15 protein-coding genes are annotated in these 18,321 nt (G+C 64.5%); 10 read left to right on the top strand and 5 right to left on the bottom strand.

The window, feature by feature from the left end:
- Positions 1-48 precede the first annotated feature (48 nt).
- Together gltX and XpruCFBP8353_RS01125 are read left to right on the top strand one after the other, a co-directional pair.
- On the top strand, positions 49-1,452 hold the full coding sequence (gltX, locus tag XpruCFBP8353_RS01130; RefSeq protein WP_101361556.1) for a glutamate--tRNA ligase: 1,404 nt from the start codon (positions 49-51) through the stop codon (positions 1,450-1,452).
- Between the two features lie 13 nt (positions 1,453-1,465).
- Complete coding sequence (locus tag XpruCFBP8353_RS01125) at positions 1,466-1,972, top strand: transcriptional repressor (RefSeq protein ID WP_017157169.1); 507 nt, start codon at positions 1,466-1,468, stop codon at positions 1,970-1,972.
- Between the two features lie 320 nt (positions 1,973-2,292).
- Here the strand turns inward: XpruCFBP8353_RS01125 and XpruCFBP8353_RS01120 are convergent, their stop codons facing one another.
- Positions 2,293-2,934 carry a TetR/AcrR family transcriptional regulator gene (locus XpruCFBP8353_RS01120; protein ID WP_162300909.1) on the bottom strand — a complete coding sequence of 214 codons (642 nt, stop codon included), beginning with the start codon at positions 2,932-2,934 and terminating at the stop codon, positions 2,293-2,295.
- A 105-nt stretch (positions 2,935-3,039) separates the two neighbouring features.
- Between XpruCFBP8353_RS01120 and XpruCFBP8353_RS01115 the strand changes: the two genes are divergently transcribed.
- The 5 genes from XpruCFBP8353_RS01115 (at position 3,040) to XpruCFBP8353_RS01095 (ending at position 10,419) form a co-directional block, all read left to right on the top strand.
- A complete protein-coding gene (locus XpruCFBP8353_RS01115; protein WP_101361555.1) occupies positions 3,040-4,254 on the top strand; it encodes an efflux RND transporter periplasmic adaptor subunit in 1,215 nt (404 codons plus the stop codon).
- Between the two features lie 16 nt (positions 4,255-4,270).
- Positions 4,271-7,414, top strand: coding sequence for an efflux RND transporter permease subunit (locus XpruCFBP8353_RS01110; protein WP_101361554.1), 3,144 nt, complete (start codon positions 4,271-4,273; stop codon positions 7,412-7,414).
- A gap of 1 nt (position 7,415) precedes the next feature.
- On the top strand, positions 7,416-8,924 hold the full coding sequence (locus tag XpruCFBP8353_RS01105; protein WP_101361553.1) for an efflux transporter outer membrane subunit: 1,509 nt from the start codon (positions 7,416-7,418) through the stop codon (positions 8,922-8,924).
- A complete protein-coding gene (locus XpruCFBP8353_RS01100; RefSeq protein ID WP_101361552.1) occupies positions 8,917-9,597 on the top strand; it encodes a TetR/AcrR family transcriptional regulator in 681 nt (226 codons plus the stop codon). The genes XpruCFBP8353_RS01105 and XpruCFBP8353_RS01100 overlap by 8 nt, the downstream gene beginning before the upstream one ends.
- A gap of 351 nt (positions 9,598-9,948) precedes the next feature.
- Positions 9,949-10,419 carry a (R)-mandelonitrile lyase gene (locus XpruCFBP8353_RS01095; RefSeq protein WP_101361551.1) on the top strand — a complete coding sequence of 157 codons (471 nt, stop codon included), beginning with the start codon at positions 9,949-9,951 and terminating at the stop codon, positions 10,417-10,419.
- Between the two features lie 101 nt (positions 10,420-10,520).
- Here XpruCFBP8353_RS01095 and XpruCFBP8353_RS01090 read toward each other — a convergent pair whose 3' ends face one another.
- The gene (locus XpruCFBP8353_RS01090; RefSeq protein ID WP_101361550.1) at positions 10,521-11,429 is read right to left on the bottom strand and encodes an AraC family transcriptional regulator; all 909 of its coding nucleotides are present in this window, start codon (positions 11,427-11,429) and stop codon (positions 10,521-10,523) included.
- Positions 11,430-11,654: 225 nt separating this feature from the next.
- On the opposite strand from XpruCFBP8353_RS01090, the gene XpruCFBP8353_RS01085 reads away from it, so the two are divergent.
- Entirely contained in the window at positions 11,655-11,858 is a 204-nt protein-coding gene (locus XpruCFBP8353_RS01085) for a hypothetical protein (protein WP_101361549.1), read from the top strand.
- 317 nt (positions 11,859-12,175) lie between these two features.
- Here XpruCFBP8353_RS01085 and XpruCFBP8353_RS01080 read toward each other — a convergent pair whose 3' ends face one another.
- Positions 12,176-13,090, bottom strand: coding sequence for a LysR family transcriptional regulator (locus XpruCFBP8353_RS01080; protein WP_101361548.1), 915 nt, complete (start codon positions 13,088-13,090; stop codon positions 12,176-12,178).
- 100 nt (positions 13,091-13,190) lie between these two features.
- Between XpruCFBP8353_RS01080 and XpruCFBP8353_RS01075 the strand changes: the two genes are divergently transcribed.
- Together XpruCFBP8353_RS01075 and XpruCFBP8353_RS01070 are read left to right on the top strand one after the other, a co-directional pair.
- A complete protein-coding gene (locus tag XpruCFBP8353_RS01075; RefSeq protein ID WP_101361547.1) occupies positions 13,191-14,408 on the top strand; it encodes an MFS transporter in 1,218 nt (405 codons plus the stop codon).
- 160 nt (positions 14,409-14,568) lie between these two features.
- A complete protein-coding gene (locus tag XpruCFBP8353_RS01070) occupies positions 14,569-15,600 on the top strand; it encodes an aldo/keto reductase (protein ID WP_101361546.1) in 1,032 nt (343 codons plus the stop codon).
- A 79-nt stretch (positions 15,601-15,679) separates the two neighbouring features.
- Here XpruCFBP8353_RS01070 and XpruCFBP8353_RS01065 read toward each other — a convergent pair whose 3' ends face one another.
- Both XpruCFBP8353_RS01065 and XpruCFBP8353_RS01060 read right to left on the bottom strand, forming a co-directional pair.
- Positions 15,680-16,276: a hypothetical protein gene (locus XpruCFBP8353_RS01065; RefSeq protein WP_101361545.1), complete on the bottom strand. Its 597-nt coding sequence runs from the start codon at positions 16,274-16,276 to the stop codon at positions 15,680-15,682.
- A 1-nt stretch (position 16,277) separates the two neighbouring features.
- Positions 16,278-18,116 (bottom strand): S8 family serine peptidase, encoded by a 1,839-nt coding sequence (locus XpruCFBP8353_RS01060; RefSeq protein ID WP_101361544.1) that lies wholly within the window; start codon positions 18,114-18,116, stop codon positions 16,278-16,280.
- Positions 18,117-18,321 lie beyond the last annotated feature (205 nt).

The raw sequence follows: 18,321 nt of genomic DNA, 5'->3' as shown, positions 1-18,321 counted from the left end.
TCGCCGCGCAAGGTAAAATCGGCGCACTCCCGTTTTGTCGAGCGCTCCATGGCCTGCCGCACCCGTTTTGCCCCCAGCCCTACCGGTTACCTGCACATCGGCGGCGCCCGCACCGCCCTGTACTGCTGGCTGGAGGCGCGCCACCGCGGCGGGCAGTTCGTGCTGCGTATCGAAGACACCGACCGCGAACGCAGCACCCAGGCGGCCATCGACGCCATCCTGGAAGCGATGGAGTGGCTGGGCCTGGGCTACGACGAAGGTCCGATCTACCAGACCCAGCGCGTAGCCCGCTATCAAGAAGTCGCCGAGCAGTTGCTCGCGCAGGGCAAGGCGTATTACGCCTATGAAACCCGCGAAGAGCTCGACGCCATGCGCGAGGCCGCCATGGCCAAGCAGGAAAAGCCGCGTTACAACGGCGCCGCCCGCGAGCAGAACCTGCCGTATCGCGACGACCCCAATCGCGTCATTCGCTTCAAGAATCCCATCGGCGGCACGGTGGTGTTCGACGACCTGATCAAGGGCCGCATCGAGATCGCCAACAGCGAGCTCGACGACATGGTGATCTTCCGCCCGGACGGCTTTCCCACCTACAACTTCGCGGTCGTGGTGGACGACTGGGACATGGGCATCACCGAGGTGATCCGCGGCGACGACCACATCAACAACACCCCGCGCCAGATCAATATCTATGAAGCGCTGGGCGCACCGGTGCCAAAGTTCGCGCACATGCCGATGATCCTGGACGAGCAGGGCGCCAAGCTGTCCAAGCGCACTGGCGCGGCCGACGTCATGCAGTACAAGGACGCCGGCTATCTGCCGCACGCGTTGATCAATTACCTGGCACGCCTGGGCTGGTCGCATGGCGACCAGGAACTCTTCACAGCGCAGGAATTGCTGGACCTGTTCGACGTCAAGGACGTCAATTCCAAGGCCGCGCGCCTGGACATGGCCAAGCTCGGCTGGGTCAATCAGCATTATCTGAAGACCGACGACCCGGCCAGCATCGCCCCGCAGCTGGAATATCAGCTCGCCAAGCTCGGTGTGGATCTCGCTGCCGGTCCGGCTGCCGCCGACGTGGTGGTGGCATTGCGCGAGCGCGTGCACACCTTGAAGGAAATGGCCGAAAAGGCCGTGGTCTGGTACCAGCCGCTGGAAACCTACGACGAAGCGGCGGTGATGAAGCACCTCAAGCTGGGTGCCGAGGTGCCGCTGGGCAAGGCGCGCGAGCTGCTGGCGGCAGTGGATGCGTGGAGCGTGGAGAGCGTCTCGGCCGCCCTGCACGATGCCGCTGCCGCCCTGGAACTGGGCATGGGCAAGGTCGCCCAGCCGCTGCGCGTGGCCATCACTGGTACGCAGGTCAGCCCGGACATTTCGCAGACGGTGTACCTGGCCGGACGCGAGGGTGCCTTGAAACGCATCGATGCGGCACTCATCAAGATTGGAGCGGCCTGACGCCGGAGCCTGTATGACCAAGCACACCCACGCACAAGATCTCGCCTGCACCGCACCGCATCACCACGTCGACGACGCCAACGGCTTCGTGCGCGCGGTGGAGCGCGCCTGCAGCGAACGCGGCCTGCGGCTGACGCCCATCCGCGCCAACGTGCTGCGGCTGATCGCCGACGCCGGCAAACCGGTCAAGGCCTACGAATTGCTGGACTGGGTACGCGAAGGCAAGGGCGTCGGCGCCGATGCCCCGCCCACGGTGTACCGCGCGCTGGATTTCCTGATGGCCAATGGATTCGTGCACAAGCTCGAATCGGTCAACGCCTTCGTTGCCTGCCACCACCCCAATAGCGCCCAGCACTCGGTGCCGTTCCTGATCTGCGACCGCTGCCATAGCGCGGTGGAGCTGGAAGACCGCGACGTCGTGTCGCAACTGGAAGCCCGCGCCAAGGCGCTGGGCTTCCAGCCGCAGGCGCAGACGCTGGAAGTGCATGGCTTGTGTGCGAAGTGTGCGGTGGCTGAGTAATCAGCCGCGAGGTCGCGCGCGCAGCGCGGCCTTTTCGTCGTGCTCGTGGTGCAATGCCCGGGTGCAGCACGTGTGCGATCGCAACGTGCTCAAGCGTTGGCGCAGCGTTGTTGAGTCGCTGCATGGCATGCCTTGCTGATCTGCCTGCAGAGCGCCGCACCATTGCGTGGTTCAGCAATGCAGTGATGACGCCCTACGACACTCAAGCCAGCGGTGCGGCGACGCAGCGTTGGACATCACGCCGATTGCTTGCCTAGCGCCTGCGTCCGGCACTGCTTGGCGCAGACACGCACTGCGATGCAGCGCAGTCACAAACGGCATCACGCCCTGTTCCCTGCCTCGCGGCCATACGCCGCCATGAACATCTGCACCGCACGCTGCGTCGCTTCGCGCAGGAACTCGGGCGTGGGGTCTTTGAGTGCGCCGAACAGGCAGGGCATCAGCGTTTCGGATTCAAGCAAGGCTGCGTACTGGTGGGCGGCAAGGTGGGTGTCGTCGCAGTGGAGCAGGCCGCAGTCCACTTGTGCCTGCAGGTAGTCAGCGAAGCGCTTGATACCGTCCTGTTGGCCGGCGCTGAAGTACAGTGCGCCGACCGTCGATCTGCCGGACACACCGATGATGGTCCGCCAGCTGGTGATGTTGGTCGGGGCGCACAGGAACGTGAGCACATCCTCGCCGAAGCGCTGCAAGGTCTCATCGAGGGGGCCGCTGCGTTGCGAGAGCGCATGCAGCAACGGGTCGAAATAACGGTCTGACATGTCCTTGGCAACGGCGACGAACAGCTCTTCCTTCGACGGAAAATAGCCATAGAGCGTGCGCTTGGAGCCGCCCACGCGGGCAGCGATCTGCGACATGGACGCGCCTTCAAAGCCCAGCTCGAGGAATACCTCGCTAGCCGCCTGAACGATGGCGTCGCGCTTTTCTTCGGTTCTGACCCGCATGAGGTTCTCCCAATAATTCATAAGTATACCGACAGGGCAAAAATGCTTGACGGCGACGGACGCGCTTATTAGGATACCGAACCGTACCGTTTAGATTATTCATCGCACTCCGTCGGAGACCTGCCCGTGCGTTCTCATGCCTCGTTTCGCCTGTCGTTGCTTGCTGTTGCCGTTGCCGCCACCGCTCTGCTCAGCGCCTGCGGCAGTCCGCCGGGAGGCCCGCCGCCACAGGAAGGCACCCCGGAAATGGGCGTGCTGACCGTCAAGCAGCAGCCGGTGACGCTGACCACGGAATTGCCAGGGCGCACCGTTCCGTACCTGATCGCCGAAATTCGCCCGCAAGTCGGGGGAATCATCCAATCGCGTCAGTTCACCGAAGGCGGCGACGTCAAGGCCGGGCAGACGCTGTACCAGATCGATCCGGCGACCTACCGCGCCAGCTATGCCAGCGCGCAGGCCACCCTGGCCAAGGCTGAGGCGACCCTGCGCACCGCGCAGCTCAAGGCCGAGCGCTACAAGGAACTGGCGCAGATCAAGGCAATCAGCCAACAGGAAGGCGACGACACCGATGCCGCGCTGGGCCAGGCCAAGGCCGACGTGGCGGCCGGCAAGGCCAGCGTGGAAACCGCACGCATCAACCTGGCGTTCGCCCGGCTGGACGCCCCGATCTCCGGCCGCATCGGCCGCTCCAGCGTGACGCCCGGTGCGCTGGTAACCGCCAACCAGGCCACTGCGCTGACCACCATCCAGCAGTTGGACCCGATCTATATCGACGTCACCCAGCCCAGCAGTGCGGTGTTGCGCCTGCGGCAGGCGATGGCGCGCGGCGATCTGGAACAGGCCGGCGACGGCGCGGCCAAGGTGTCGCTGCTGCTGGAAGACGGCAGCACCTATCCGCTGCAGGGCCACCTGGCGTTCTCCGATGTCACCGTCGACCAGAACACCGGCTCGATCACCTTGCGCGCGGTGTTCCCGAACCCGAATGCGGAGTTGTTGCCGGGCATGTATGTGCGCGCGGTGCTGCAGGAAGGCATCAAGGAGCAGGGCGTGCTGGTGCCGCAGCAGGCGGTGTCACGCAACGGTGCGGGCAAGCCCACGGCGTTTGTCGTCGGTGCCGACCACAAGCTGCAGCTGCGCGTGCTGGACACCGACCGCGAGGTGGGCGACCAATGGCTGGTGCGTAGCGGCCTGACGCCCGGCGATCAATTGGTGGTCGAAGGCGTGTCGCGCGCGCGCGCTGGCATCGCGGTCAAGACCGTGCCGTGGCAGCCCAAGGCCACACCCGCCACCGGCAATCCTGCCGGTCCTTCCGCCCCGACCGCACCGCGTGCGGCCAACTGAGGCGGGATCACACGTCATGGCACGTTTCTTTATCGATCGTCCGATCTTCGCCTGGGTGTTGGCCATCATCGTGATGCTGGCCGGCATCCTGTCCATCGCCACCTTGCCGATTGCGCAATACCCCAGCATCGCACCGCCCGCCGTCGCTATCACCGCCAACTACCCGGGCGCTTCGGCGCAGACGCTGGAAGACACGGTCACCCAGGTCATCGAGCAGAAGATGAAGGGGCTGGATCACCTCAGCTACATGGCCTCCACCAGCGAATCCAGCGGTGCGGTGACCATTACCCTGACCTTCGAAAACGGCACCGACCCGGACACCGCGCAGGTGCAGGTGCAGAACAAGTTGTCGCTGGCCACGCCGTTGTTGCCGCAGGAAGTGCAGCAGCAAGGCGTCACGGTGACCAAGTCGGCCACCAACTTCCTCAACGTGCTGGCCTTTACGTCGGAAGACGGCAGCATGAGCGATTCGGACCTGTCCGATTACGTGGCGGCCAACGTGCAGGAAACCATCAGCCGTGTCGAAGGCGTGGGCGATACCACCTTGTTCGGTTCGCAGTACGCGATGCGGGTCTGGATGGACCCCAACAAGCTGAGCAATTTCAGCCTCACGCCGGTGGATGTGCGCAACGCGATCCAGGCGCAGAACGCGCAGATTTCGGCCGGCCAGTTGGGTGCCTTGCCGGCGGTGGCCAACCAGCAGCTCAATGCCACCATCACCGCGCAGACACGGCTAAAAACGGCTGGAGAGTTCGAAAATATCCTGTTGCGCACGCAGGCCGATGGCTCGCAGGTGCGCTTGCGCGATGTGGCGCGGATCGAGCTCGGCAGCGAAAGCTACAACACGGTGGGCCGCTACAACGGCAAGCCGGCGGCCGGTCTGGCGATCAAGCTGGCGACCGGTGCCAATGCGCTGGACACGGTACGCGCGATCGACAAGAGCCTGGAAGAACAAGAGAAGTTTTTCCCGCCAGGCATGAAGGTGCAAAAGCCGTACGACACCACACCGTTCGTGCGCATCTCCATCGAGCAGGTGGTACACACCCTGGTGGAAGCAGTGTTGCTGGTGTTTTTGGTGATGTATCTGTTCCTGCAGAACTTCCGCGCCACGTTGATCCCGACCATTGCGGTGCCGGTGGTGTTACTGGGCACGTTCGGTGTGCTTGCGGCCTTTGGTTTCACCATCAATACCTTGACCATGTTCGCGATGGTGCTGGCGATCGGCTTGCTGGTGGACGATGCGATCGTGGTGGTGGAAAACGTCGAACGCGTGATGGGCGAGGAACAGTTGTCGCCCAAGGAAGCCACGCGTAAATCGATGGACCAGATCTCCGGCGCGCTGATCGGCGTGGCGTTGGTGCTGGCGGCGGTGTTCGTGCCGATGGCGTTCTTCTCCGGTTCGACCGGTGTGATTTACCGGCAGTTCTCGATCACGATTGTGTCGGCAATGACCTTGTCGGTGCTGGTGGCGATGATCCTCACCCCGGCCTTGTGCGCCACCTTGCTCAAGCCTGTGCACAAGGGCCACGGCCTGGCGACCACCGGGTTCTTCGGTTGGTTCAACCGCCTGTTCGATCGCGGCAACACCGGCTACCAGGGCGTGGTGCGGCACATGCTGGGCAAGGGCTGGCGCTACATGCTTGCCTACGCGGCACTGCTGGCCTTGGTGGTGTTTGGCTTCATGAAGTTGCCGGTGGGCTTCTTGCCGGACGAAGACCAGGGCACGTTATTCGTCCTGGTGCAGTTGCCGCCCGGCGCCACGAATGCGCGCACCAGCGATGTGCTCAAGCAGGTGGAGCACCACTTCATGGTCGATCAGAAAGACTCGGTAGCCGGCATCTTTGCAGTGACCGGTTTCAGCTTCGCCGGTAGTGGCCAGAATACCGGTCTGGCATTCGTCAAGTTGCGCCCGTGGGATGAGCGTACCGGCAAGGGTCAGAGCGTCACCGAGGTGGCGGCGAAGGCGAGCGCATTTTTCGCCGGCATCCGCGATGCCAGGGTGTTCGCGTTCGCACCGCCAGCCGTGTCGGAGTTGGGCAATGCCACCGGCTTCGATCTGATGTTGCAGGACCGCGCCAATCTGGGTCATGCAGCCTTGATGCAGGCGCGCGATCAACTGCTGGCCGAACTGTCGCAAGACAAGCGGCTGGTGGCGGTGCGCCCGAACGGGCAGGAAGACACCCCCGAGTTCAAGCTGGAAATCGACCCGCACAAAGCGCAGGCGATGGGCGTGTCGATCTCCGACATCAACAACACGTTCTCCAGCGCGTGGGGCAGTACCTACGTCAACGACTTCATCGACAAGGGGCGCGTCAAGAAGGTGATGCTGCAGGCCGATGCGCCATACCGTATGAATCCGCAGGACATCGACCGCTGGTTCGTGCGCAACAGCGCCGGCACCATGGTGCCGTTCAACGCCTTCGCCACCGCACGCTGGCAGTCCGGGTCACCGCGTCTGGAGCGTTACAACAGCGTGCCGTCGGTGGAAATCTTGGGCATGGCGTTGCCAGGTGCGGCCTCCAGTGGTGAGGCGATGCAGATCGTCGAAGCCGCAGCTGCCAAGTTGCCGCCCGGGATTGGCTTCGAGTGGACCGGATTGTCGCGTCAGGAAAAAGCCTCGTCCGGTCAGACCGGGCTGTTGTACAGCGTCTCGATCCTGATCGTGTTCCTGTGTCTGGCCGCCTTGTACGAAAGCTGGGCAATCCCGTTCTCGGTGATCTTGGTGGTGCCGTTGGGCGTGTTCGGCACCCTGCTGGCGGCGATGCTGACCTGGAAAATGAATGACGTGTACTTCCAGGTGGGCCTGCTCACCACCATTGGTCTGGCATCGAAGAACGCGATTCTGATCGTGGAGTTTGCGAGGGAATTGCACGAGGGCGGCAAGAGCCTGGTGGCTGCTGCACTGGAAGCGGCGCGCATGCGCTTGCGGCCGATCCTGATGACCTCGTTGGCCTTCATCCTCGGCGTGGTGCCGCTGGTGTTGACCAGCGGTGCCGGCGCCGGCGCTCAGCACGCATTGGGCACGGCGGTGATCGGCGGGATGCTCTCCGGAACGGTGCTGGCGATCTTCTTCGTGCCGCTGTTCTTCGTGCTGGTCTGCGGCCTGTTCCAGCGCCGTCCGCAGCCTGCTTCGCCCGCACCGCAACCGACAGGACACTGACATGACCTCGATTCGCATGACACTTTGCGCGCTTGCCGTGGCCAGCGTGCTCTCGGGGTGCACGCTGATGCCGCGCTACACGCGGCCCGACGCGCCGGTGCCGACGCAATTTGCCGGGACCGATGTGTCGACAGCACCCGCCACCGCCACTGCTGCCGATGCCGGTAGCACTGCTGAAACTCCATACATCGCCGATATCGGCTGGCGCCAGGTCTTCACCGACCCGGCGCTGCAGCAGGTGATAGCGCTGGCGTTGGACAATAATCGCGACCTGCGCGTGGCCGCGCTCAATATCGAAGTTGCACGCGCGCAATACCGGGTGGACCGCGCCGCGCTGCTGCCCGCGATCAATGGCACCGGCACCGCCAATAATTCGCGCACACCGTCCGAGCTGGCGATTCCCGGTCAGCCGCAGGTGTTTCGTACTTACAGCGCCAACATCGGCATCAGTGCCTATGAGCTGGATCTGTTCGGGCGCGTGCGCAGCCTGAAGGAACAGGCGCTGCAGCAGTTCTTGTCGACTGTTGAAGCGCGCCGCAGTACGCACATCAGTCTGGTGGCAGAAGTCGCCACCGCCTATCTGACATTGGCGGCGGACCAGCAGTTACTGCAGCTGGCGCAGTCCACCTTGACCAGTCAGAGCGACAGTTATCGGCTGCAGCAGCGCAGCTTCGAACTGGGCGTGGCTTCGCAGCTGACCTTGCGCCAGGCGCAGACCACGGTGGAAACCGCACGCGTGGATGTCGAGCGCTACACCGCGCAGGTGGCGCAGGATCGCAACGCCCTGGTGCTGTTGGTCGGCACGCAGTTGCCGGTGGACGTGCTGCCGCATGCATTGCCCGACAACGCGAGCGTGGAGGGGAATGTGTTGGCCAGCGTGCCGGCCGGCTTGCCGTCGCAGTTGCTACAACGTCGCCCGGACATTCTGGAGGCCGAGCGCAATCTGCGTGCGGCCAATGCCAATATCGGTGCAGCGCGGGCGGCGTTCTTCCCCAGCATCAGCCTGACTGCATCCACCGGTTCGTCCAGCAGCAGCCTGTCCAACCTGTTCGATGCCGGCACGCGTGCCTGGAGCTTCGTGCCCACGTTGACCTTGCCAATCTTCAATGCCGGGCGTAACCGCGCCAATCTGGACATGGCCAAGGCCAACCGCGATATCGACGTGGCGCGCTATGAAAAGTCGATCCAGAGTGCGTTCGGCGAGGTGTCCGATGCGCTGGCGCAGCGCGACACGCTGGGCAGGCAGTTGCAGGCCCAGCAGGCGTTGGTCGATGCGGCCGCCGATAGCTATCGCTTGTCGCAGGCGCGTTTCGAACGTGGCATCGATAGCTATCTGCAGGCGCTGGATGCGCAGCGTTCGCTGTATAGCGCGCAGCAAACCTTGATCAACACCCAGCTGTCGCGCTTGACCAATCTGGTGACGTTCTACAAGGCCATGGGGGGAGGCTGGCTGCAAACGGCTGACTCCACGGCTGCCGCGACTCCGGCAGCGGAGCCGCCGCGTGGATGACGACGCGCCGTCCGTCGCACATAGGCGCGCCCCGCACGACAAGCGTGGCGCCATCCTTGCGGCGGCGCGCGCGCTGTTTCAACAGCTCGGCTTCGACAGGACCAGCATGGACACCATCGCCGAGCGCGCGATGGTGTCCAAGGCCACGGTGTATGCGCATTTTGCGTCCAAGGAGGTGCTGTTCCGCACCACCCTGGAAGCGCTGGCGCATGCCTCACCCAATCGCTGGACTGCCTTGCTGGAGTTGCAGGGGCCGTTGGAGCAACGCCTGGCTGCGGTGGCGGATGCGGTGCTGCGCGTGTCTGCCAGCGGCATGCGGGATGATGCCGCCTATCGCCTGGTACGCCCGCCACTGTTGCCTAGCCAGATACGCGATGAAATGTGGACGCTGTGCTTCGAACGCTACGACAGCATGATGCGCACGCTGCTGGCGCGCGAGGTGGAGCGCGGCGCATTGGTGATCGACAACCTGCCGGACGCATCGGTGCATTTCTTCGGATTGATGACCGGGCGGCCAGCCAACGCTGCCACGCGCGACGATGCGCCAGATACGCAATCGGTGCAGCTGGATGCGTATGTGAGCGGGGCGGTGGCGTTGTTCCTGCGTGCGTATCGCCCGGACGCAGCACTGGCGGGGAACGATCGCAAACGTGAGGTGCCGAGCGGGTTTTAAGCGGATAGGCGTGCAATGAGGCGTGCGTGCGAAAGATGTGTTGCGCCTGCACATGCATGCCCATTCACGCGCACTTTCCGTTCGTGCCCGTCCTGATTGCAATCCCGCAGTAGTAAACGGCCGTGGTGCGGCAGACGCAGATCGATGCAGGTGTGCCGTGCCAGTGCGACCGGTTACGGCGAAAATATGGTGTGTCCGAATGCCTCGGCGCCGACACCTTTGCATCCGCTGCATCGGGCTGATCGAGGCCGCGCGCGTGATGCACGGTGCGTCCACGTGCATGCGTGGCGGGGAGTAATGGCGGTGCGCAAGCGCGCTACAGTGCGGGGACTCGAATCAAGGAGCGCTGCAATGCATCTGTTCGCGAATGCACTATCGCTATCAATGATGGCCGCCGTTGCGCCAGGTGAGCCCGCAAAGCCGATCAAGGTGAGCAAGGCGGGCGGGGCGCCTTCGGCAGTGGGACCGGCCGATTACTTCACCGGCAAGGTACGCATCGACGCACCCTTCCAGGCCGACGCGCCGGCGCGGGTAAGCGGTGCCACGGTGACCTTCGAGCCGGGCGCGCGCACCGCCTGGCATACCCATCCGCTGGGGCAGACGCTCATCGTCACCGCCGGTGCGGGGAGGGTGCAGGAGTGGGGCAAGCCGGCGCAGGAGATCCGCCCGGGCGACATCGTGTGGATTCCGCCGGGCGTCAAGCATTGGCACGGCGCGAACGCCAACGTGGCGATGTCGCATATCGCCATTGCCGAGTCGCAGGACGGCACGCCGGTGACCTGGCTGGAGCAGGTAAGCGAGGCACAATACACAGCCGAGTGAAAGCGGTGATGCTGATGCGGTGAAAGGGCCGCCCCAGCGTTGGCGGACTCCGCGGCGGCCCGCTGGGTTCGCTGCGGTGCCAGCGCTATGCACTGGCTGCATTACGCCGCTTCGGTGGCGTCCTGCGCGTTGGCACGCAGCCGTTGCGCATCGCGTGCGGGCGGTATGCCAAGAATGCGTGCGTAATCGCGACTGAATTGCGATGCGCTCTCGTAGCCAACGCGGAAGCCGGCGTCGGCGGCGGTGAGCGCCTCGGCCACCATCAAGCGACGTGCTTCGTGTACACGCAGCTGTGAGCGGTATTCCAGCGGCGTCATCGTTGTCACCGCCTTGAAATGCGCATGAAAGGTGGAGCGGCTCATCGCCGAGAGATCGGCGATCTGCTCGATGCTGAAACGTTGCGCGTAGTGTTCGCGCAACCACACGATGGCTTTGGAAATCTGATTGAGCCGGCTGTCGGCGATCGCCATCTGGCGCACCGCCGCGTTGGCCGGGTCGGCCATCAGGCGGTACAGCAGTTCGCGCACGATCAATGGGGCAAGCGCGGCGATTTCATGCGGCTGATCCAGCAGGCGCGCCAGCCGCAGCGCGGCGTCCTGCAGTTGCGGCGTGCTGCGATTGAGCAGCAGCCCGGGCGATGCCGCATCGCGCTGGGTGTCCACCAATTCCGGATGATGGATCGCCAGCTCGCTGAGTACCGCGGTGTCCAGGTCCAGGCAGAAGCACAGGTACGGCTGCGCGCTGCTGGCTTCGATCACCGAGCCGACGATAGGCAGATCCACCGACGCCACCAGATACATCTGCGGGTGGTAGACGTACGCCTGCGCGCCCAGCATTGCTTGCTTGCGGCCTTGCGCCACCAGGCACAGCATGGGCGTATAGACGGTCGGCATGGGCACGGTGGGCAACGCGCAGCGCATGATTTGCAACCCGGCAATCGGGGTGGGATGCATGCCGTCGCCAGGGGTATGACGCAGCAGTAGCGTGCTCAATTCGGTCAGCGAAGACATGCGAAAACTCGTCGACGACGCAAGGCGGCCCAGCCGCGATAGCCCCGATCGTACAAGAGTGCAGGTGGTGTCGGCGGCAAGGCATGCGGCGTGTAGGGTCGCGTCCGCTGGAAGCGCGCGGCTGCAGTTGCAGATGGCCTTGAGCGCGTACAGCTCCGGCGCTAAGAGAGGGCTCACGGGACGGCCGTATGATAGACGCCGTCTTCTCAGCACCTTTGGCATGCCATGCCCGCAAAACGTTCCAGCTTCCCGATGCCGACCAGTCCCGCCGAGTGGCAGCGGTTGGAAGCCGCTGCCACCGCAGAGCTGGATCAGCGCACCGCGCAGGCGCATCTGCAGATCCTTGGGCTGTTGCGCACGCATGGGCATCTGTTGAGCGATGCGCAGCGCCGGAGCTTGCAGAAGCGCCTGCTGCGCGGCGGGCGTTAATCTGCGAAAAGCACTATCCGTGCGGTTGTGCAGGAGCCGCGGGCCTCACCTTGTGATCCTGTGCCGCAACGGTGAGATCGCTGACGCAACGGGTTAGCCGGGTGCCCCGTCAAGCGAAGCGTTGCGCCTGGGGACTGTCATCGAATGCATGCAGTCGGCGCGTGATACGCAACGTGCACGTTATCGCTGCCGTCGTCTCCAGTGGCACGTGACATGTCGCAGACGTCGCCGTACGCCAGGTCGCAGTGTCGGCACGCTGCGCCATCTTCACGACAACCCCCAATGCCGGCTTGCGCAGGCGCCAAGGCAAGCGGGCGCTACGTCGCCACGTCCCACGGCGGCTGCTCGCCGAGCCGCTCCAGCAGGAAATCCACAAACGCACGCACACGTGGCGGTTGCAGCTGGCGCGCCGGCATCACTGCGCTGATATGCGAGGTGGGCGGCGGGTAGTCGCGCATCACTTCGGCTAGACGGCCGCTGCGCAATTCCTCGGCGATGTGCCAATACGAATGCACTGCAATGCCCTGGCCGGCGACCACTGCGTCGCGCACCAGTTCGCCGAAGTTGCTCTCGAAGCGGCTCTGCATACGCACGCGCACCAGCCCGCCTTGGGGCGTTTGCAGTGTCCACACATCTTGGCGGCCGTCGCGGCCCATCAGCAGCACGCCGGCGTGCTGGGCGAGCTCGTCCGGCGTGCGCGGCGTGCCGTGACGCTGCAGGTAATCGGGCGAGGCCGCCAGGGTGCGGCGGTTGTCAGCGATGCGCCGGGCCACCAGCCCGGAGTCATCCAGCGGACCGATGCGGATGGCCAGATCGAAGCCTTGTTTGACCAGATCCACCAGGTCGTCGCTCAGGTGCGCGCTGATGCGCAGGCGCGGGTGCCGCGCCTGGAATTCCGGCAGGAGCGGCGACACGTATTGGCGTCCGAATGAGGCGGACATGGTCATGCGCAGCACACCGCCGACGTCGTGCGCGCTTTCGCGCAGGTCCTCGGCCAGCGCGTCCAAATCTTCCACCAGCAAGCGGCCGCGTTCGGCCAGCCGCTGCCCTTCGGCAGTGGGATGCAGGCGACGCGTGGTCCGGTGCAGCAGGCGCACGCCCAACTCGCGTTCCAGGCGCTTGAGGCGCTGGCTGGCCACCGCGATCGACAGATCCAGGCTGCGCGCGGCTGCGGTGATCGAGCCCAGGTCGAGCACACGCAGGAACAGGGCAATGGCGCCAAGACGGTCCACACCATTCTCAATGATTGATTGAAAGTGAATCAGGATAGCAGGGGTTTTTACGAAGAACTGCCAAGCGCAGGCTGGGCGCAGTCTTCTCTGGTCCCTCCCCATGTCTAGCCTCACATCCACGCGTTCGTCGCGCTTTCCGCCAGCGTTGCTGGCATTGACCATTGGTGCCTTCGGCATTGGCACCACCGAGTTCGTGATCATGGGGTTGCTGCAGCAGGTGGCCACCGATCTGGGCGTCTCGCTCAGCGCGGCGGGCCTGTTGATCAGCGGCTATGCGCTGGGCGTGTGCGTCGGTGCGCCGGTGCTGACCCTGGCCAGCGCACGCCTGCCGCGCAAGGCCGTGCTGGTCGGGCTGATGCTGATCTTCACCGTCGGCAACGTGGCCTGCGCGCTGGCGCCCGACTACACCAGCCTGATGGTCGCGCGGGTGCTGACATCGCTGGCCCACGGCACGTTTTTCGGCGTAGGCGCTGTGGTGGCGACCTCGCTGGTGCCGGCCGAACGCCGTGCATCGGCAATCTCGCTGATGTTCGCCGGGCTGACCGTGGCGACTCTGCTCGGGGTGCCGGCGGGGTCCTGGCTTGGCCTGCAACTGGGCTGGCGCGCAACCTTCTGGGCGGTGGCCGTGATCGGCGTGCTGGCCACTGCCGCGGTCGCCTTGTGGGTGCCGGCGGCCGCCGGTGCCGCCACGCCGGTGTCGTGGCGGCAAGAAGTGGCAGTGCTGCGGCGCGGGCAGGTGCTGCTGGCCCTGGCGATCACGGTGGTAGGTTACGCCGGCGTGTTCGCGGTGTTCACCTACATCCAGCCGCTGCTGCTGCAGATCACCGGGTTCGCGCAATCGGCGGTGTCGCCGGTGCTACTGGTGTTTGGCGTGGGCATGATCGTCGGCAATCTGCTCGGCGGGCGGCTGACGGACCGTCGTCCCACTGCGGCGTTGCTGGGTAGCCTGGCTGCGCTGGTGGTGGTATTGGGCGCGCTGGGGTTCGCGCTGCACAGCAAGGCCGCGATGGTGATCTGTGTCGGGCTACTGGGCGTGGCCGCCTTCGCCACCGTGGCGCCGTTGCAGTTGCGCGTGCTGGAACATGCGCGCGGCGCCGGCCAGAACCTGGCCTCTAGCCTGAATATCGCCGCGTTCAATCTGGGTAATGCACTAGGCGCATGGCTGGGCGGTGTGGTGATCGCCACGCAGGCCGGGTTGGTCGCAACGCCGTGGGTGGCCGCGCTGTTGAGTGCCATCGGCCTGGGGCTCGCACTGTGGAGCGTGCAGCTGCAACGCCGCCGCGCTCCTGCGCCAGCGGTATGCGCACAGGTGGGGTGAGTTCGTTGCGCGCTGGTGATTGCCCGCGTTGGCGCAGCACGCGTCCAGCGGATCGTGATGTGCTGCATAACCGCTGGTTTCGCGACCAGCCAATACAGATGCGCGAGTGGTCAGCGACAACGCAGCGCATCCCTCGTCCAAGTCTGCAAGGAGTCATTTGATGGAAACCCGTCTACTCGGCCGTTCCGGTTTCAAGGTGCCCGTGCTCGGCTTGGGGGCCGGTACGTTCGGCGGTAAAGGGCCGTTGTTCTCCGCATGGGGCGACACCGATGTGGCGCAGGCGCGGCGCATGATCGATGTGTGCCTGGAGGCAGGGCTCAACCTGTTCGACACCGCCGACGTGTATTCCGATGGCGCGTCCGAAGACATCCTCGGCCAAGCGCTGCAAGGCCGCCGTGATCAGGTGATCATCTCGACCAAGACCGGCCTGCGCCTGGGCGATGGGCCCAACGATGCCGGAGCATCGCGTTTCCGCCTGCTGCGTGCGGTGGACGCATCGTTGCGGCGCCTGCGCACCGACTACCTCGATCTGCTGCAGCTGCACGCCTTCGATGCAATGACGCCGATGGAAGAAACCCTGTCCACGCTCGACGGCCTGGTGCGCGCAGGCAAGGTGCGCTATCTGGGCGCTTCCAATTACGCCGGGTGGCAGCTGATGAAATCGCAGGCGGTGGCCGATGCGCACGGCTGGAGCCGCTTTGTCGCCAACCAGACCTATTACTCGCTGGCCGGACGCGACTACGAGTGGGAGCTGATGCCGCTGGGCATCGACCAGGGCATTGGTGCGGTGGTGTGGAGCCCACTGGGTTGGGGAAGACTCACCGGCAAGCTGCGGCGCGGCCAGCCGTTGCCGCAACACAGCCGCCTGCATGCCACCGCCGCGGCCGGCCCTGCAATCGACGATGCGCGTTTGTTCGACATCGTCGATGTACTCGACGCCATCGCCGCAGAGACCGGCCGCAGCGTACCGCAGATCGCCATTAACTGGCTGTTGCAGCGGCCTACCGTCAGCACGGTGCTCATCGGCGCACGCGACGACGTGCAGCTGCGCGAAAACCTGGGTGCGGTGGGCTGGTCGTTGACCGACGACCAGCGCGCCCGCCTGGATCAGGTCAGCGCAGTAGAACCGCCGTATCCCTATTACCCCTATTGGCGCGGGCAGTTTGCAGAGCGCAGCCCGCTGCCGCTGTAAGGCGGGCTGCGCCAACCTGCCGCGCTGCAACCCAATGCAGCGTGGCAAGCATGACTGCCGAGGTTCTAGCGCAGTCGCGTCACAGCGGTCGTGCCGCCGGAACGATCACTTCCGGCTTGATCGTTCCCACACCGTTGCTGCCTTGCAGCTGTCGGCAATTGTCCAATGCCGTCATCGCCGAGGCGTAGCCGATCATCGCGCTGCCGTCGATGGCGGATGCATAGAGCACCCTGCCGCCTGTACGCGTGGCCAGTGCACGCGCGATGGCGGGAGTGGTATCGAACAATTTGATCGACGCACCCAGCAATGCCAGCTGGCCGCTACGCGTTTCCAGCGCGGCTACGACGGTCGCCGATGGTTCGCTGCGCGTGGTGCGCGCAACCACGTCCACGGCGCTGGTGTTGTCGAGATAGATCGCGTAGTGATCGACGCGGCCAACGGGCGCGTTCGCGCTGGTCTGTGTGCTTCTTAGCGATTGCGTGGCGGCAGTGCTGCGCGTGGCGTCGGCCAGCCGCACCACTGCTCCTGGAATCAGCCGGAACTTGGCACGGCCCACCACAACGGTTTGCCCGGTTGCGGCGGCATGCACACGTGCGCGATCGAACACCTGTGCCGAGGCGGGCGCGGAAAGGCTGGCGGCAACGACGCACAGCAGTGTGATCAGAGCGGTCTTCATGTCAGTGGCCCACCACGCGCATTTCGAATTCCTGCAGTTGTTCCTTGCCGTTGTCGGCGAGCATGTCGTCCACCTCCAATGTCCAGCGACCGGCTGACGGTTCGTCCAGGAAAGCATTGCTGGAGGTCAGGAACACCACGAAGCCATCACCCGGATCGAGCGTGGAAAACGGCGTCATCACGGTGCTACGGGTGCCGCTGGGCGATACCAGCACCGCGCGCAGGTCACGAGGATTCTTGTGTGTCCCCGCGAAGTACAGCTGTACGCCTTCCACCTTGAAGGACTGCTTGATGTCGATCGCCAAGTGCGCTGGCGACCCGATACCGCCGATGGTGCTGCTGGTTCCGTCATAGACGGTCCACCCGGTGTCCTGCATTGCAGGCAGCGGAGTGAAATGCACGGCGCGTTCCACCGCCGCGGCTGCATCCACCAGGCCGAAGCCGTACCAGTTGCTGAAACGGTGGCCCGCCGCGTTGGTGATCCAGGCGGGCTCGATCACGGCGTCCTTGTAGAACACCTTGGCCTGATTGGGATCGACCTGCACCGCCGTCGCGGCCAGGATGTATTTCACGTCGCGCAGTGTCAGTTGCGGGTTGGCGCTCAGCATCAGCGCGGCGACGCCTGCCACCGTTGGTGCGGAGGCAGAGGTGCCGTTCATGCGTGCGCTGTAGTTGCACGATGCGTCAATTTTCGAGTGGCTGGTATCCAGCGCATTCTGTGGCGCGCGCGTGCGATCGCGATTGTTGCCTGCAGCGCATCCGCTCAGATCGGTCGTGACGATCGCCGGCGAGAAGAATCGCTGCGGGCCCTGCGCGGCGAGCAGTGTATAGAGCGCCTTGAATGTCTCCGGATGCGGGTCGAAGCGACGTTGGAAGCCATACTCGCCAGACAGCCCCGAGACCCATAATGCTGATCCGGGCGATGAGTAACTCGCGCGCACCCCATCGGCATTGACTGCACCCACCACAATCATGGTGGTCAGGCTATTGAGATTGTCGATATTTGCACTGCTGCAGGCGACGCCAAGCTGCCGGGTCTGGTCGCTGCAGCGATCGATCAGCCTGCCCTGTGCATCCACATCGATCAGCGTATTGAAATCATTGCCAGCTGACTTGACGTAGATGCCGCCCTTGCCGCCGCGCTGAGCACGCATCAGTTTTTCCAGAGAGCGCTGCTCGTCGAGATCGCTGAATGGATAGACCGTTGTCGAGATGCCGAAGCTATTATTGAACACGTCCATCGCACGGGCTTGTGGACCATCGCCCCAGGAGTAACGGATGTCGACGTACTGCTTGCTTCCATCGCTCACGGAAAGTGCGTTGAAGCCAGCCAGATTTGCCTCCGGTGCAACACCGCGTCCACCCAAGCCATTCCATCCACGCGCCGCGATGATGCCGGCGACCGCGGTGCCGTGGTCGGTATCGATGTCATCCGCAGGCGGTGTCGGATCGTTGGAGCCATTCAAAAAGTTATGCGAGCCGCCGGCAACGATGTTGTCGACAAGATCCTCATGCGCAATCTCAAGCCCATCATCGATGACCGCCACCTTGACTCCGGCGCCGCGGATGCCGAGCGTGTGCAGGATGTCCACATCCAGATCGACGCCGGGCCGTGGACGTTGGTCGCCGAACACCGGCTGGCCTTGATTGAGCAGATGCCATTGGTAGCGAAACAACGGATCGGTGCCGGTGGCTTTCGCGGTGGCGCTGTGTGTGGCGTCGATGTGTGCAAGGGTGGCAGCATCGGCCAGCGGTGTTGCAGCCAGCACCGAATGCAGCGCGCTTGCGATCAGCAGTGCGCCGATCAACGACGCGAGCGGGCGCCTGCGAAAAGAGTTCATGAATGCGAAAGAGCGAGCAGCAGGCGTCATGTCCGTTTATCCCGGGACGGCTAAAGAAGCGCATTTCCATGAATGGAGTAAATGCGGTCAGGTCGTGCCTCGGCTCCCCTGAGCGTGTCGACGCAGCCGATGTTGGCGGTGCGTGTGCACCGGCAGCCGTCAGAGTAAAGAGCGGGAACGCACGGACCTGCAATGCCTGCGATCG

The sequence above is a fragment of the Xanthomonas prunicola genome (assembly GCF_002846205.1).
Lineage (GTDB): Bacteria > Pseudomonadota > Gammaproteobacteria > Xanthomonadales > Xanthomonadaceae > Xanthomonas > Xanthomonas prunicola.
The sequence above is the reverse complement of the archived record's forward strand: the minus strand, read 5'-3'. Positions and strand labels throughout refer to the sequence as shown.